Annotated in this window: 11 protein-coding genes; 5 read left to right on the top strand and 6 right to left on the bottom strand. The window is 63.4% G+C overall.

Annotated features, from left to right (window positions below; all coding sequences use genetic code 11):
- Positions 1-20 precede the first annotated feature (20 nt).
- Together M5E06_RS31615 and M5E06_RS31610 are read right to left on the bottom strand one after the other, a co-directional pair.
- A complete protein-coding gene (locus tag M5E06_RS31615; RefSeq protein ID WP_252141636.1) occupies positions 21-1,988 on the bottom strand; it encodes an O-linked N-acetylglucosamine transferase, SPINDLY family protein in 1,968 nt (655 codons plus the stop codon).
- Positions 1,985-3,367, bottom strand: a complete 1,383-nt coding sequence (locus M5E06_RS31610) for a tetratricopeptide repeat-containing glycosyltransferase family protein (protein ID WP_252141635.1) — start codon at positions 3,365-3,367, stop codon at positions 1,985-1,987. Before M5E06_RS31610 ends, M5E06_RS31615 begins: the two co-directional genes overlap by 4 nt.
- 171 nt (positions 3,368-3,538) lie before the next feature.
- Here M5E06_RS31610 and M5E06_RS31605 point away from each other — a divergent pair, with 171 nt between their 5' ends.
- Together M5E06_RS31605 and M5E06_RS31600 are read left to right on the top strand one after the other, a co-directional pair.
- A complete protein-coding gene (locus M5E06_RS31605) occupies positions 3,539-5,848 on the top strand; it encodes a tetratricopeptide repeat protein (RefSeq protein WP_252141634.1) in 2,310 nt (769 codons plus the stop codon).
- Positions 5,849-5,999: 151 nt separating this feature from the next.
- Positions 6,000-7,432 (top strand): IS3 family transposase gene (locus M5E06_RS31600; RefSeq protein WP_252141633.1). Its coding sequence is split into 2 segments (ribosomal slippage): positions 6,000-6,372 and positions 6,372-7,432, totalling 1,434 coding nucleotides; the frame shifts between segments, so codons are not numbered across the junction.
- Between the two features lie 251 nt (positions 7,433-7,683).
- On the opposite strand, the gene M5E06_RS31595 is transcribed toward M5E06_RS31600, so the two are convergent.
- From M5E06_RS31595 to M5E06_RS31580, 4 genes are all read right to left on the bottom strand, one after another.
- Complete coding sequence (locus M5E06_RS31595) at positions 7,684-8,100, bottom strand: recombinase family protein (protein WP_252141632.1); 417 nt, start codon at positions 8,098-8,100, stop codon at positions 7,684-7,686.
- A gap of 198 nt (positions 8,101-8,298) precedes the next feature.
- Positions 8,299-8,535, bottom strand: coding sequence for an IS66 family insertion sequence element accessory protein TnpB (tnpB, locus tag M5E06_RS31590; protein ID WP_252141631.1), 237 nt, complete (start codon positions 8,533-8,535; stop codon positions 8,299-8,301).
- Positions 8,532-8,942, bottom strand: a complete 411-nt coding sequence (tnpA, locus tag M5E06_RS31585) for an IS66-like element accessory protein TnpA (RefSeq protein WP_252141630.1) — start codon at positions 8,940-8,942, stop codon at positions 8,532-8,534. Before tnpA ends, tnpB begins: the two co-directional genes overlap by 4 nt.
- A gap of 69 nt (positions 8,943-9,011) precedes the next feature.
- Entirely contained in the window at positions 9,012-9,824 is an 813-nt protein-coding gene (locus M5E06_RS31580; protein WP_252141629.1) for an IS5 family transposase, read from the bottom strand.
- Between the two features lie 357 nt (positions 9,825-10,181).
- Between M5E06_RS31580 and M5E06_RS31575 the strand changes: the two genes are divergently transcribed.
- The 3 genes from M5E06_RS31575 to M5E06_RS31565 all read left to right on the top strand — a co-directional run bounded on the left by M5E06_RS31575 (position 10,182) and on the right by M5E06_RS31565 (position 15,514).
- A complete protein-coding gene (locus M5E06_RS31575) occupies positions 10,182-11,663 on the top strand; it encodes a calcium-binding protein (protein WP_252141628.1) in 1,482 nt (493 codons plus the stop codon).
- Between the two features lie 180 nt (positions 11,664-11,843).
- A complete protein-coding gene (locus M5E06_RS31570; RefSeq protein WP_252141627.1) occupies positions 11,844-13,946 on the top strand; it encodes a tetratricopeptide repeat protein in 2,103 nt (700 codons plus the stop codon).
- Positions 13,947-13,957: 11 nt separating this feature from the next.
- On the top strand, positions 13,958-15,514 hold the full coding sequence (locus M5E06_RS31565) for a tetratricopeptide repeat protein (RefSeq protein ID WP_252141626.1): 1,557 nt from the start codon (positions 13,958-13,960) through the stop codon (positions 15,512-15,514).
- The last annotated feature ends 6 nt before the right edge of the window (positions 15,515-15,520 follow it).

Below are 15,520 nucleotides of genomic sequence, written 5' to 3'. Positions count from 1 at the left end.
TAGAAAGCAAATTTTCTACTCTAAGATCCAGTGAATTTCCTAGGCTCACGGTTTTCTGTTCGGACCAGCCAAGCAGGAATTAGCTGCTCCAACGCACGTAAAGGGCGGGCATCGTTGTAGATGCGATGGCATCCCTCCGCAATGCGCACGGCAATCCCCTTGCGCCAGATGCCGTCAGTGCCAAGGCGAACAGCCATCTCCACATACTCATCCAGATCGGTGGCGATCGTCTCTGTCACCCCAATCTGATGCAGGATCGCGCTGCTATGGCGCCCTCGCATCAATGCCCCTGGAAGGGTAACCACGGGCAAACCTTCCGCGACTGCCTCTAGGGTTGTGTTTCCGCCAGACCAGCCGATGCTATCCAAATAGATGTCGGCCCGCCGGTTTAGCGCTGCGTACTGGGCCGGCGACAGGTAGGGCAAAATCACCACATGGCGCGCGCTGTCGAGCCTGTGGCGGGCGAACGCACGCGCAAGCCGATCCCGCAGGCGGGCCGCAAGTTTGTCGGAGTGGGGATTGATGAACAAGAATTGACTGTTGGGCACCCGCTGCGCGATGCGCGGGAGCAGGTCATCGTGCTGCGGCAGGTACTTCGACACATATTGGCAGCAGAGATAGACGATTGCGTCCGGCTGCACGCCAAAGGTGGCGAAGTCGGTTGGCTCTGGCTGCACCTCCAAGGTCGCATAGGCGATGCCCAGCCCGGGCATGCGAACCAGCCGCTCGCTGTAATAGCCTTCGGCGTCCGGCGGTTCCATCAGGTCGCTGCTGAGAAAATAGTCGATCGTCGGCAGCCCGGTGGTATCGGGATGTCCCCAGGACACGCATTGGACCGGCGCCAGCCGTAGGGTCGCCAGCTTCGCGGCCATCGGATCCATGCCGATCTCGGGATAGATCAGGACATGCAGGTTGTCGGCCCGGATGGTTTCGCACATCTTCTCGAATGGCAACCCAGTGGCGAATCGGTGAAAACGACCGCGAGCACGATCGGTGCAGGCGTCGCGCACTCCGGCGGTGTGGTAGCCGTGCAACTGGATGCGCGACGAGTCCAGCCCGTCCATCCATCCGCGAATCATTAGCTTCCAGATGGTATGCCAGCGGAAAAAGCCCGACGCGATTCCGACCCGCAACGGTGCACCTGGCGTCACTGGTGGCATCGGCGGCCGTTCGGCCCATTGCGGATAGCGCGCGGCCATGATGCGGGCGACGAAGCTGCCGTAGATTTCCTGCAGATCCCGATCGCACTGTTCCTGGTAGGCAAGGTAATAGGGCTGGAAGCTGCCGATCGCCTCCGCCGCCACGGCGACGGTCTGCGGCTCGTCGAGCGGAACGGAGGCGACCAGGGCCTCCAGATCCGCACGGTAAAGCCGGCGGGCCTCCGCAATGTCTTCCGCCCTGTCATAGAGGATGGGCAGGCGAGACATGCACCTCCCCAGCCGCGCCGTGATATTGGACCGGTCGAGTGCAACGGCGCGCCCAAAGCATTCGGCCGCCCGGCCCGGCTCGTCGAGCCCCTTGGCTAGATAGCCCAGCATTACCCAGGTCTGTGCCTTGTCTGGGCGCAGCAGCGAGGCCTGCTGCAGCACCGGCAGCGCAGCGTCCCGTCTGCCCAGGGCGATCAGGCTGTCGGCAAGCGCAGTGAGGCTGTCCGCGAGCATCGGGTCAATCCGCACAGCGCGGGCGAGGCTATCGGCTCCTCGCGCCTGGCGTCCCAGTTTTCTCAGCACAATGGCGAGATTGTGATGCGCCTGCGCGTATCCCGGCTCCAGGGCCAGGGCGCGCCGGAATTGGGCAGCAGCCTCTTCGGCACGACCCTGGGCGAAGAGCAGATTGCCAGCCGCGAACCGTACGTCGGTATCGTGGGGGAAGCGCGCCCGCGCCTCGGCGAGAACGGCAGCCGCGTCCTCCATGCGCTTCTGCTGTTGCAAAAGTGCCGCTTGCCGCAGCAGGAAACGAACAGGCTGCGCGGTCGTCTCGGGCTTCATCGGCTGCTCCTCCAAGCGCGGATGCGCTGAACCAGGGCCTCTTCGAGGCGGGTCACGACCTCGTCCCAGTCGTCGGGTGTCCGCTGACGGAATAGGCGCGCCGTCGGGTACCACGGACTGTCCTCTCGGTCGAGCAGCCATCGCCAATCCGCCAGATGTGGCAGCAGGATGAAGACCGGCCGCCCCAGCGCGCCGGCGAGATGTGCCACCGAGGTGTCCACCGTGATGACGAGATCCAGCTGCCGAATGAGGGCGGCTGTGTCGGCCATGTCGCCGATCCGGTCTGTCAGATCTCGGATGCCCTCCACATTCGGCATGCGTGCAAGATCACTGGCGTGCGGCCCCTTTTGGAGGCTGAAGAGCCGCAGGTCCGGAACCTGACTCAGCCGCGCCAGGGCAGCGAGCGGGCAGCTTCGCGAGGGATCCGTGGGGGAGCTACCCCAGACCAGCCCGACCCGGTACCCGCTCTCTGGCAAGACCAGAGTCGGTCCCGCCGCGGGGGGGAGATAGGGCACATCGGCGGGAATGCTCTCCACCGTCGTGGTACCGAACAGCAGAGGCAGGCTCATCAGCGAGGCCTGCACGTCGAAGGGTGGCAGCGGGTCGCCGGTGGCGACGATCCGGTCCACGCCCGGAGTGTCCCGCAACAGGGACAGCAGCTCAGCTTGGCACCGCAGGATTACCGGCCCGTCGAGTCCGCCGAACTGGCGAATATAGCGAATGAACTGCAGCGTGTCACCCAACCCCTGCTCGCAGACCAGAAGCAGGGTCTTGCCCTTCAGTGGGCCGCCATCCCAGGCTGGAGCACCGCGATGCTCCACCGGCGTGCCCGGGCGGTGCCATCGCCACTCATATTCAGGCCAGCCTTCACGGAACCGGCCCAGCCGCAGCAGGGTCAATCCGAGGTTCCAGTGCGCTTCCACACAGTCCGGCTCCAGCACAACGGCCCGGCGGTAGCAGGCGATCGCCTCATCGAAGCGGTGCAGTCGCTGGAGCAGGCTCCCGAAATTGTAATGGCTGGCCAGGAAATCCGGTGTTTCCGCCAGCTGCGCATGGAACTGGGCCTCGGCTTCCTGCAGGCGGCCCCAGTCCTTCAGCGCGGTGGCGAGGTTATTGCGGGGAACCGGGTCTCCCGGCATGGCGGCGGTAGCGTGGCGGAAGCAATCCGCCGCCAACCCGAAACGACCATTCCGGTGGGCCAGAGCGCCCAGGAGCTGGAGGGTGGGGCCATGGGTCCGCTGGCGATCCAGGATCGCATAACACAGGCGGGCCGCCTCCCTGAGGCTCCCCTTATCAAAATGGCGCCGCGCCAGGATGTATAGCTCTTCCACCCGCCTGGACTCTTTCTGTCCGAACTCTTCAAGCGGCATGGCGTTCATGCCTCATCTGTAGAAGCTCTATCGAAAAGTTCCCGTGCGTCAACGGCACTTCATGACTGTCTGACCCGCACTCCTGGTGGATTGCTGGCGTTCGGCTTGGAGGGCTGTGGTATACGCCCACCGATGCGGCCCCATCAATCGCTTTCCCCATTCCATCAGGTTATGCTCAGGATGCACACCGACGACGTCAATCCGATTTGCCTTCTCGACGGCGCCCGCGCTCATCTGCGGGCTGGACGAACGGAGGAGGCCCGACGGTCCTGCATCGCCCTGACGATCCGGGAGCCGGCCTCGGCCGAGGGGCTGATGATGCTGGGATTGCTCCACCAGTTGCGGGGTGATCTGGATGGGGCTGGTCTGCGGTTCGAGAGGGCTTTGATGGTCCGCCCGGACCAGGCGGAGTGTTGGGGCAACCGTGCCGCCCTGCGCACGCTCACCGGGATGCCCAGCCAAGCCCTGACGGATGGCGCGGTGGCGCTGAGTCTTGCCCCTGCCCTGGCCATTGTCTATGCATTGAGCGCCCGCCTCCTGTACCAGCAGCAGGAATATGGGCAGGCGGCAGTGATGGCCCGGCGTGCCCTCATCCTCGGACAAGATCGGACGGAACTGCACGTCATTTTGATCGACGGGTTGCGGCGGGACAGGCGCCTCGGAGAGGCGCGCTTGACTTGTCGGGAGCTGCTAGACCAGTTGCCGCAGCGGGCTGATCTATGGATCCTGCTCGGTCAGATCCTGGCAGCCACTGGCGAGGATAGGGCGGCAGCGAGTGCTGCCGGACGAGCCATCCTTCTGGAGCCAGCGAACGCCACAGCCCTGTGCAACCGAGGCGACACGCTGCTGCGGCTGGGTGAAGCGGCGAAGGCCGTGACCGTATTCCACACCGCCCTGATAGCCGATCCTCAGCTGCCGGCCACCATGCTTGTCCCTGCCTGGCTGCGGATCGGGGAGGAGGCCCGGGCCACCGGCGACGGCTTGGGCGCCCTGCGCGCCTTCGAGGCTGCGGTCCACATTCATCCTACCGATCCGGCACTGTGGAGCGCCCTCGCGCTTGCCGCCATCGCAGTTGGGCAGCAAGGCCGGGGCGAGGCGGTGCTCCACGTTGCACTGATGCTTGATCCCGCCTCCGCCGGATTGAGCGGCAACCTCGCCACCCTCCTGGTCAACGAGGGTCGGGTCGGGGAGGCGCTTCGCCTGCTGCGCCGTGCGCTTGTGCTTGATCCCGGCGCGTACAAGGTCCACAGCAACCTCCTGTTCGCCCTCCAGTACCAGCCCGACGTGCCACCAGCGGAACAGCGGATTGCGCATCGCACTTGGAGCGACCGGCATGCCGCTCCGCTCGCGGCACGGCCTGTGCCGCCCTTTGCCAATGGCCGCGATCCCGAACGGCTGCTGCGGGTCGGCTTCGTCTCAGCCGATCTGAAACGACATCCGGTCGGTTATTTCCTGGCACCCTTCTTGGCGGCTTATGACCGGGATTTCTTGACAGTGACCTGTTACGCCAGCCAGTCCGAGGAGGACGGGCTGACCAAGATTTTGAAAGGTCATGCGGAACACTGGTGCCAAGTCAGTAGTCTGTCAGACGAGGATTTGGCGAAGACGATACGTGCAGATGCCATTGATATCCTCATCGACTTGTCGGGGCATACGGCAGGCCACCGTCTTTTGACCTTTGCTCGCCGGCCGGCACCGGTTCAGTTAACATGGCTTGGTTATGTGCATACGACTGGCTTGCCAGCAATCGACGGCATTCTGGGCGGCGGCCTAGAAATTCCAACAGAGGCATCCCCCTGGTTTGAGGAGAGGCTTGTGTCCCTGCCGCACGGCCGGTTTTGCTATGAGCCTCCTCCGTGGGCTCCTCCCGTCGCTCCGCCCCCTTCCTTGGACGGCAGGCCAGTAACTTTTGGCTCCTTCAACACGCTGGCGAAGCTGTCTGATCAAACCGTTGCCTTGTGGGCGCGGGTGATGGAGGCAGTACCGAAATCTCGGCTGCTTCTTAAAGCGCGTCCCCTGCAGGATCCGAAAGTGCAAAACAGGATTCTCAAGCGTTTCGAGAAGGCAGGGTTGGAGTTGTCTCGCATCGAACTACGGGGCTGGTCATCGCATACCGCCATGCTGGCAGAATATGGCGACATTGATTTGGCTCTGGATCCCCAGCCATTTTCCGGCGGCTTGACAAGTTGCGAAGCGCTTTGGATGGGGGTGCCGGTCCTTACCAAGCCGGGCGACCGGCCGGCCGGCCGGCAGAGTGCACATTTTCTGACTTTGCTGGGTCTGCCCGACCTCATCGCCTGGTCTGCTGCAGACTATGTGAGAATCGCCACCGACTTGGCTCATGATCGCGAACGGCTGGCACAATTGCGGTCTGGGATGCGGCAGCGGATGAGGCATTCTCCTCTGTTAGACGGGGCAGGCTTCGCCCGGGCGCTGGAGGATGTTTTGCGCCAGGAATGGAGACGCTGGTGCCGAAACCAGGCAGCGTGACCCTGGTGCGGGAGACGCTGACTTTCATGTTGTTGCGAGATGCGGATGTCGCGTGCAGGACTTGAGCGACGAGGAGCTGGCCCTCTGTGCCAACGTCGAGTGAGACAGCCGCCTGCTGAAATGATCGGTAGAGGGCGCTGTTGAGGACCCGATGAGCACACCGACACTGCCCCACGTTTCCACCGCCCAGTCCGCTCCCGATCCGGAGGTGAGCGAGCGCCCGCAACGGCGCACGTTCAGCACCGCCGAGAAGCTGCGCGTTCTGGAGGAGATCGACCGCGCTCGCCCCAATGAGATCGGCGCCATTCTGCGCCGTGAAGGGCTGTATTCCTCCAATGTCACCCGTTGGCGCCGCCAGCGCGAGGCTGGACAGTTGCGCGGCCTCGCCCCAGCCAAGCCGGGCCCGAAGGCCCCGCCGGCCAATCCGCACAAGAGCGATCTCGAGCGCCTGGAGCGGGAGAACGCACGGTTGCGCGACCAACTCTCCCGCGCCGAGGCCGTCATCGAGCTTCAAAAAAAAGTGGCTCAATTGCTGGAGACCTCACTCGGCTCGACGGACCGCGGCGAGCGCAGGTGATGGCCGCCATCGAGCACGCGGCGCCGGCGGTGGACGTCTCCACCGCCTGCCGCGCCCTGGGCGTGCCGCGCGCCAGCTTCTATCGGCATCGCGACCGGCAGCGCCGGGTCGGGCCGCCGCGCCCGCCCACCCGTCGGCCACCGCCGCCCCGCGCTCTGAGCGGCGGCGAACGCCACCGCGTCCTTGAACTGTTGCATGGTGAGCGCTTCGGGGATGCCGCCCCGGCGCAGGTCTACGCCACGCTGCTCGACGAGGGGCAGTACCTGTGTTCGGTGCGCACCATGTACCGCCTGCTCACCACCAACGACGAGGTGCGCGAGCGCCGGCAGCAGCGCCGCCACCCGGCCTACAGCAAGCCGGAGTTGCTGGCCACCGGTCCCAACCAAGTGTGGAGCTGGGACATCACCAAGCTGAAGGGCCCGGTCAAGGGCACCTGGCTGTGCCTGTACGTCATCCTCGACATCTACAGCCGCGCCGTGGTCGGGTGGACGGTGGCCTACCGGGAAAGCGCGGCGCTGGCCGAGCGGCTGATCCGCCAGACGGTGCGCAAGCAGGGCATCGCCCGCGACCGGCTGACGTTGCACGCCGATCGGGGCGCCGCCATGAAGGCCAAGGCGGTGATCGAGCTGCTTGCCGACCTCGGCGTGACGCGCAGCCACAGCCGGCCGCAGCAGTCCAACGACAACCCGGTCTCCGAGGCGCAGTTCAGGACGTTGAAGTACCACCACAGCTTCCCGGACCGCTTCGGTTCGATCCAGGACGCTCGGGCGTTCTGCCGCGCCTTCTTCACCTGGTACAACACCGAGCACCGGCATTCCGGGCTGGCGCTGATGACGCCGCATCAGGTGCACTACGGCGACACCGTCGCGATCCGCGCCGCGCGTCAGGCGGTTCTGGATGAAGGGCACCGCCGCCACCCGGAGCGCTTTGTAAACAAGCCGCCCGAAGCCCCGGCCCCGCCCGTCGCCGTGTGGATCAACCCGCCGGCCGACCGGAAGGTGAGCTGATGCCCATCCCTGTCATCCCGTTGTTCGGCTGGAGAGCGGCCATCCCGCCGTCCCGGCCTGCCTTTCCCCACGCCGGCGCGCGAGAGGGCGGGCAAGGCCCTTCTCGAGGGACCCGCCCCGAGGGGCGGGACGGAAGGGCCTTGCCCGCCCTGAGCCCGCCGGCATCCTGCAAGCAGACGGACGCGGCGACCAGCTCGCTGGCGCCGCTGATCACGCAGGCTGACCGAGCTTGAACTCCTAAACCGGCTGTCTCATTCGCGTTGACACGTACCGCCGTCGTTGTCACCGATCAGCGTGCCGGCTAGAGCGCAAATCTCCAGAAGATGGTACCAGTCACGGCATGAACGGGCGAGCCGGGAGACTTCGAACCCCAGGATCAGGCCGACATGACCAAGCCCGACCTCGGCCACCAACCGCTGAAAGCCGGGCCGCCCTGCGGTGGATGCCGCAGAACAGCCGAGATCATCGTCGATGACGGCGACCAGCGGCCGGGCCCAGCCTAGCGAGCAGGCTCGCTCAACCAGAGCATACTGGACCGCCGTGGATTCCTTGTTGTGCTCCAACTGCTCCAGCGTCGACTGTCGAACATAGACGACGGCTTGACGGTCAAGATGTCGGCCCTCGATCTTGCTCGGCAACGTCCCGCTGACCCGTTTCCAACGGCTCATGGCCGTCCTCCGCTGGATCGCGGCCCTGCGCCATCCGCCAGGCCAGCTGCCCCACCAGCACCGCCAGCCTTTGTCGGCGTGTTCGCGGCAGGTCGCTCCAAGACACCGTCTCGGCTATCGTTGGTGATTCTGGCATGGTGCCTCACCACCCAATGCGCCAACGCCCGCAGGGCCTCCGCGTCGACGCCGGGCGCTGAATCAAACACGAGTTCCTTTGTAGAGGTTCCTTGTCGGGGGAATGCAGAAGCCCTGGCCATCCCAGTAAAGAACCTTCACCAGATGACCTTGCCGGCCGCGGAAAACGAACAAATGGCCGGCGAAGGGGTCCTGCTGGAGGACCTGCTGGGCAAGCATGGCCAGTCCGTCCATGCCCTTGCGCATGTCGGTGGCGCCCATCGCCAGATAGACCCGCACCCCGGCGGGAACCGAGATCATGGAGCATCCAGCGCGCCGACCAGCCGGCGCAGAATGGCGGGGGCGATGTCCTCGGCGACCCGCAGCACACGACCGTTGGAGAGCACGACCTCGACCAGGGCGGCACGGCGCTCGACAGGCAGCGGCTCCGGCGTCGACGGTGTCATCACAGGAGACGGCAAACCGGCGGGTGCCGCCGCCAGGACATGGACTGGCACAAAGCCCGGCTCCTCGGCGGACAGTTCCCCACTCTTGAGCTGTCGGCGCCAGCGATAGATCAGGCTGGTGCACACGCCGTGGCGGCGCGCCACCGCGGTGACGGCGCCACGTCCGCCGTGGGCTTCGCCCACCAAGCGGATCTTCTCCTCAGGCGAATAGGTCCGCCGCCCACCGGCGCCGGTGATGACCTCGATACGTTGGACTGCCACAGTGCAAACCACGCTGCTTGCCACGATGCCAAGCCAGCCACACCAATTGGTGCCGCCGACGTCCAGCTTTCAGCACGCGGCACACTGCTCCCGCAAGGCAGCCCACAGACGACGCTTACGATGCACGAGGCGGTTTGCGATGATGAAGATGGCGGCGGCAGTGAGCAAGGAGAGGACGATCCGTCCGAGCCTATCCTGCCGTCGATCCAGGCGTTTGTTCGCGAGTAGCCAAGCGCAGCCGTGCTCGACAACGCATCGGACCTTGCCGAGCCCGGAGCCATGGGGCTCGCCGATCTTGCGGATGTGCGGTTGAACCCCGTCACGTAAGCAGAGCCAACGGTTATCGGCACTGTCGTAGCCTGCGTCGGCGTAGAGCTTGGCAATGGCGGCGCAGACCACCTGGGCCAGGCGCAGCAAGTCGGGGAAGAGCATGGTGTCATGCACATTGGCGGCAGACGGCATGACCGCCAGCGGCAGGCCGTCAGTCGAGACCACCACGTGATACTTGGTCCCGGGCTTGCCGCGGTCGGTGGGGTTAGGGCCGATCAACTCGCCACCGTGCTTGGCCCGTACTGAGCAGCTGTCGACCACGACGTCCCATGCGGCGGCGTCGGGGCCGGAGTGCACCATGCGGACAAGGACGGCGTGAACCCGCCGAAGCAACGCGGTCCTGTGCCACTCCTCCAGACGGCGGCGCAGGGTCGAGCCCGAGGCACGCCCGTCCGCCGCCCGCAGCTCGCGCCATTGGACGCCCTCGCGCAGGAAGAAGCGGAGTGTTTCGATGACCTCCACGGTGGACATCGGCGGACGCCCGGGGTCGACAGCCCGATCCTCGATCCGGTCGATGATCCCCGCCACTTTATCCACAACTGTCGGTCCCATGCCCGCCTCTCTGTGCCAAAGGCACAGGAAACCGACAGCAGATCAGCGGGTTTCTGGAGGAGTGATCATCGGATAAGGGTTCTGGAAACCGCCTCTTATGGGCGCTGCCTCCCGCCCGCAGACTGTTACGGGAGGCTCTGGAGGCAAGAATGTGGCAAATCCGTCACAACCGTGCGTACCTAACCCTTTCCGAGTTTCTGGAGCGGTGTCTAGCTTCTGATGAGCTTGCCTTTTCACGTGGCACCCCTTATGCGTACCACAGTTCAAGGGAATCTCGGCCTGGCTCGCCTGGGCCGTGCCTAAAGCACGTCCCCCCTTGGATCCAAACGAACCGGTTTATTGGTTAGAGGGGCTAAAATGGCAACTGTTTCGCTCACTACGAACGACGATACCTTCACCTCTTCGTCCGATGACGATGTGATTCTCGGCCTCACTGGCGCCGACAGCATTCGAGCGGCTGGTGCCGACACCATTTACGGTGGTAAGGGCGAAGACACGCTGAGCGGCGGAACGACTTCCGTGGTTCTGTTCGGCAATCTCGGCAGCGATACCCTTATCGGCAGCTCTGTCGCCGACACGCTGTTTGGTGGTGCCGAAAGCGACTTCGTTGATGGTGGTTCGGGCGCGGACCTGATCTCGGGTGACCTAGGTTCCGACACGCTGGTCGGCAATGTTGGTGCCGACACCATCTACGGCGGTGCTGACCGGGACGTCATCTACGCTGGCAGCACCCTTGGTTCGATCGATACGGACTCGTTCGGCAGCCTGCTGTTCGGTAACGCTGGCAATGACAGCATCTACGGTGCTTCGGGTGCGGACACCATTTACGGCGGTGCTGGCAACGACCTCGTCCAAGGTGGTTCGGGCGCGGACCTGATCTCGGGTGACCTGGGTACCGACACGCTGTTCGGTAATGTTGGTGCCGACACCATTTACGGTGGCGCTGGCAACGACGTCATTTACGCTGGCGGCACCGATGGGTCGGCCGATACGGACTCGTTCGGCAACCTCCTGTTCGGCAATGCTGGCGCTGACACCATCTATGGTGCCTCGGGCGCGGACACGCTGTTTGGCGGTGCCGACAACGACCTCGTCGCGGGTGGTTCGGGCGCTGATCGGATCTCGGGTGACGTTGGTGCCGACACGCTGTTCGGCAATGCCGGCGCTGACACCATCTTCGGTGGTAACGGTGCGGACACCATCTATGGCGGCTCGACCACGGTTGACACTGAGTCGGTTGGCAACGTGCTGTACGGCAATGCTGGAACTGACATTGTCTTTGGTGCTTCCGGTGCCGATACCATCTTCGGTGGTGCCGGTGCGGACACCATTTACGGCATGGGCGATACCACGGGCACCGCGACGTTCGGCGATTACATCAGCGGTGATCTGGACAACGACATCATTTATGGCGGTGCCGGTGCAGACACCCTGCTCGGTGGCGAGGGTGCGGATACCCTGTATGGTGGAAGCGGTGCTGACGTGATCAGCGCTGGCGCTGGCGCTGACGTCATCGTGCTCAACACCGCCGACTCGAACAGCACGAACGCTACTGCTTTCGATCGTATTGTCGGCTTTGAGCATGGCACCGATAAGATCGCGCTGTCGTCCACCGCCTTTGGTCTCTCGGTTGGCAGCAGCTTCGACGTTTACACCGTCGCTAACGGTGGGAGCACTGCGGTCGGGAACGCCTCGCAGTATCTGATCTTCGACACCAGCTCCAGCGTCCTGTACTTTGACGCGACACCGACCAACGGCGCGAATACAGACCGTGCGGTCGTCGCAACACTGGATGGCGTTTCTCAGATCAACGCGACTGATTTCATCATCATCGCTTGATCTCAAGTCCCATCTAAAAGGAGGGGCGGGCGTAAGCCCGCCCTTTTTTTGTTGCGGATCAAAGCAGATTCATTCAGCACGCAAGTTACTACCATGGATGGTTGTGGTTCTTTCTTGCCTTTTCAAAGCCTCAGCACTTATGGTGCAAGCCTCCGTTCCACTGCTGGTTCTCCTTTGGTGATGACCTCGCTTTCCTACGCTTCGGCGACTATGCCTTCAGCCGATTCTCTCGCTGAAGCAAAAATGCTGTTTAAGGCCGGACGCTACACGGAGGCGGCGGCGCGTTGCCGGGAGTCCTTGGGGGCTGGCCATGCTGTGGCCGAAAGCTTGGTTCTTCTGGGATCAATTGGAACTCTGACCGGGGCGGCAAAGGAGTCGCTTCCGCTGCTGAAACTGGCGGCTTCCCTCGCCCCTAAGAATATTTCCGCCATCAATGCACTTGGGCTTGCACACAAGGCAACCAGCAACTATGCGCAAGCCTGCTCCTGCTTTGAGCAGGTTCTGGCTCTGTCCCCAGACCAGACGGAAGCCTTGCGCAATTTGGCCCATTCACAGATTGGTCAGAAGAATTGGCAAAAGGCTCAAGCGGTCTTCGCCAAGCTATACCAGCAGAAGAAATTGTCGGGAAAGGACTGGCTGCCCTACGCCACCAGCCTGCACCATCTGAAGCGGAATGCGGATGCGGTGGTGTTGCTGAGCCAATTCCTGAAGATTGATCCCGAAAATGCCGATACGTGGTATATGCTTGGCATGTGCCTGTATCACACTCAAGGGGCACTGGCTTCCATTGAGGCTTATAAAAAGAGCATCAAGTACAACCCTAAAAAGCACGAGGCCTATATCAACCTCGCTGCCATATACCAAAAGCACGCGAATACCGGAATGGCCGCTCAAATCTCGCGGCAAGCTCTGGAGGCGGATGAGAGATACTTGCCGTTCCAGGTAAATTATGGATTGGCTCTGGCCGCTCTGGGAAAGAGTCATGAAGCTGTCGAGGCTTTTAAGCGCTATATTGATGCCGCCCCTGGCAGCTATCGCTGTCACAGCAATTACGTATTTTATAGCCAGTACTTAGATTACGCTTCTGCAAAGGACATTTATCATCGACACAATGAGTGGAATCTTCGCCACGCTCAGCCTCTACAGCGGGTCTGGCCAAAGCATTCCAATGACCCCTCGCCGGAACGCCGGTTGCGGATTGGATATGTCTCGCCTGATTTCAGAGCTCATTCCTGCTCCTGGTTCATCATGGATCTGTTGGCCCATCATGATCGGTCGGCCTTTGAAATCCATGCTTACGCCAATCTGGAGCGCACAGACTCGATAACAGAAAAGCTGAAGGCTGAGATCGAGGTCTGGCATGACGTTGAGGGTATGTCCGAAACTGAGCTTGCCCGCACCATCTACAAGGATGGGATCGACATCCTCATTGATTTGGCTGGACATACGGCACGCAACAGCCTGATCACCTTCGCCTGCAAGCCGGCTCCCGTCCAGGTGACGTGGCTGGGCTATCCCGGCACCACGGGCTTGACCGCCATCGATTATCGGCTGTCGGATCCTTGGCTAACGCCGGACGGCACGCCAGAAATCTTCTCCGAGACGGTCTACAACCTGCCTCGCGTCTCCCATTGCTTCCGCGCGCCAGATGCACCAGAAGCGACCGCACTGCCGGCGCGGGAGAATGAATTTATCACATTCGGCTCCTTCAACAACTTCGCCAAGATCTCCGATGCAGCGGTTCGGCTTTGGGCTGCCGCCTTGAACGCCGTGCCCCGCTCGAAGTTCCTGCTGAAGTCCCGGGACATTGGAAGCCAGGAGGCGCACGACGCCATTCTTGACCGCTTCCGGCGGGCAGGCGCGGACCTGTCCCGCATTGTTTTCGCCAACGGCAGTGAGCGTCAAGCTCAGCATCTGTCGCAGTATGGCTTGATCGACATTGCTTTGGACACCTTTCCCTATGGCGGCATGACCACCACCTGTGAGGCGCTTTGGATGGGAGTGCCGGTCATCACCATGGCCGGCGACCGGACCAGTGCCCGCTATGGAGCCAGCGTGCTGAACGCGGTGGGGCTGGGCGAACTGGTCGCGGATAGTCCTGAGCGTTTCGGGGAAATCGCGGCTGAACTGGCCACCAACATCGACGAGCTTGAAAAGCTGCGCTCTGGTCTGCGCACGCGGATGGCCGCATCCCCCCTGTGTGACGGCATAGGCTTTGCTCGTGCCGTGGAGGATGCCTACCGCGACATGTGGACCCGCTGGTGTCAATCCCGGCAAGGATGAGCAAGGCTCCCGTGTCGCAGCACAAGACCCTGCCCGACTTGGGACCGGCCCTGGAACAGGCCATGGCCCTGATCCGTTCTGGCCGTTCTGACGAGGCGGAGTCCCTCTGCCGAATGCTGTTGCAGCGTTTTCCGTCGGATGCTGATGCCCATCAGTTGTATGGTCTGGTGGCCTTGTGCGCCGGCCAAGCCAGAGAGGCTGTCGCCCGGCTGTCACGCGCTGTGGCGCTTGCCCCCCACATCGCCCATTTTTACACCAACCTAGCCACCGCTCTCCAGGGCAGCGGCCTTACAGACCGTGCAGAGCCTGGCTACCGTCGGGCGCTTCGGCTGATCCCCGGGCAAGCGGAAACCGCTTACAACTATGGCAATCTGCTGGTCCGGAAGGATCAGCCAGACTTGGCGGAAGCCCTCTATCGCCAAGCGATCGCCCTGCAGCCGGAACGTGGCAAATACTGGAGCAGCCTGGGCAACCTGCATCTTGGGACACGGCGGGAGAGCAATGCGCTGCACGCCTATGGCATCGCTGCCGCCGCTGGTGACCATCGCGTCAAGACTGCTCTGAACCAGGGAATGGCTCATCAGCGGCTCAACCAATTGCCGGAGGCCATCGCCGTCTATGAGCGCCTCCTGGCCGAGGATCCCAATAACGCCGCTGCGCATTGGAACCGGGCTCTCGCCCTTCTGGTGTCCGGTCGGCTGATCGAAGGTTGGGAGGAGTACGAGTGGCGCTGGAAGTTAACGGAGTGCCCGCCACGGACGTTGCCGCAGCCTGTGTGGACTGGCGAGCCATTGAGCGGCCAGACTCTCCTGCTGCACGCCGAGCAGGGCTTGGGCGACACGTTGCAATTTGTCCGCTACCTGCCTCTGCTGGAGGGAAAGCTCATCCTGGAATGCCAACCGCCCCTGTGCCGGCTTCTGGCTGATAGTTTCCCGGCCCTGACGGTGGTGGCGAGTGGAGACCCCTTGCCCGCTTTCGACGTCCATCTGCCGCTGCTGAGCCTGCCGCGCCTCTGCCGGACAAGGCTCGACGGCATCCCCGCCTCAGTACCCTATCTGCACGCGCCGGACGTGCCCGCCCGACCTTCAGCCCGGCCGGGCACGTTGGCTGTTGGGGTGGTGTGGGGTGGGGATCCCACCCACCGCAACGACCAGCGGCGTTCGCTCGGCCGCGATGCCCTGGAAGCGCTGCTTGCCATCCCACAGGTGACCTTTTTCAGTCTCCAGAAGGGGGATCGCGGCAGGGAGCTGGCCGATGCCGCACCGGCCGACCGGCCCGTCCTGGACTTGGCCCCCACCATTGGCGACATGGCCGACACCGCCGCCCTCATCCGGCAGCTGGATCTCATCGTCACGGTGGACACCTCGGTGGCGCACCTTGCCGGCGCGCTGGGACGGCCGGTTTGCATCCTGCTGCCCTATTCTCCGGATTGGCGATGGCTTTTGGAGCGCCAGGACAGCCCGTGGTATCCTACGGCCAAGCTATTCCGCCAATCCGTCCCGGACGACTGGCTCGGCGTGGTCCGATCCCTCGCCGACCACCTCGCCACCTATGATCGTTCGCTTTGACCTCCC

The organism is Azospirillum sp. A1-3, assembly GCF_023806445.1.
Taxonomy (GTDB): Bacteria; Pseudomonadota; Alphaproteobacteria; order Azospirillales; family Azospirillaceae; genus Azospirillum.
Note: the sequence above shows the minus strand (reverse complement) of the source record. Positions and strands in the feature narration are given on the sequence as shown.

What these genes read in the sequence shown, in the direction of transcription:
- M5E06_RS31610 (WP_252141635.1), bottom strand. Translation starts at nt 3,367, where the DNA reads ATGAACGCCATGCCGCTTGAAGAGTTCGGACAGAAAGAGTCCAGGCGG.
- M5E06_RS31570 (WP_252141627.1), top strand. Translation starts at nt 11,844, where the DNA reads ATGACCTCGCTTTCCTACGCTTCGGCGACTATGCCTTCAGCCGATTCT.
- M5E06_RS31575 (WP_252141628.1), top strand. Translation starts at nt 10,182, where the DNA reads ATGGCAACTGTTTCGCTCACTACGAACGACGATACCTTCACCTCTTCG.
- M5E06_RS31595 (WP_252141632.1), bottom strand. Translation starts at nt 8,100, where the DNA reads ATGAGCCGTTGGAAACGGGTCAGCGGGACGTTGCCGAGCAAGATCGAG.
- M5E06_RS31605 (WP_252141634.1), top strand. Translation starts at nt 3,539, where the DNA reads ATGCACACCGACGACGTCAATCCGATTTGCCTTCTCGACGGCGCCCGC.
- M5E06_RS31580 (WP_252141629.1), bottom strand. Translation starts at nt 9,824, where the DNA reads ATGGGACCGACAGTTGTGGATAAAGTGGCGGGGATCATCGACCGGATC.
- M5E06_RS31615 (WP_252141636.1), bottom strand. Translation starts at nt 1,988, where the DNA reads ATGAAGCCCGAGACGACCGCGCAGCCTGTTCGTTTCCTGCTGCGGCAA.
- tnpB (WP_252141631.1), bottom strand. Translation starts at nt 8,535, where the DNA reads ATGATCTCGGTTCCCGCCGGGGTGCGGGTCTATCTGGCGATGGGCGCC.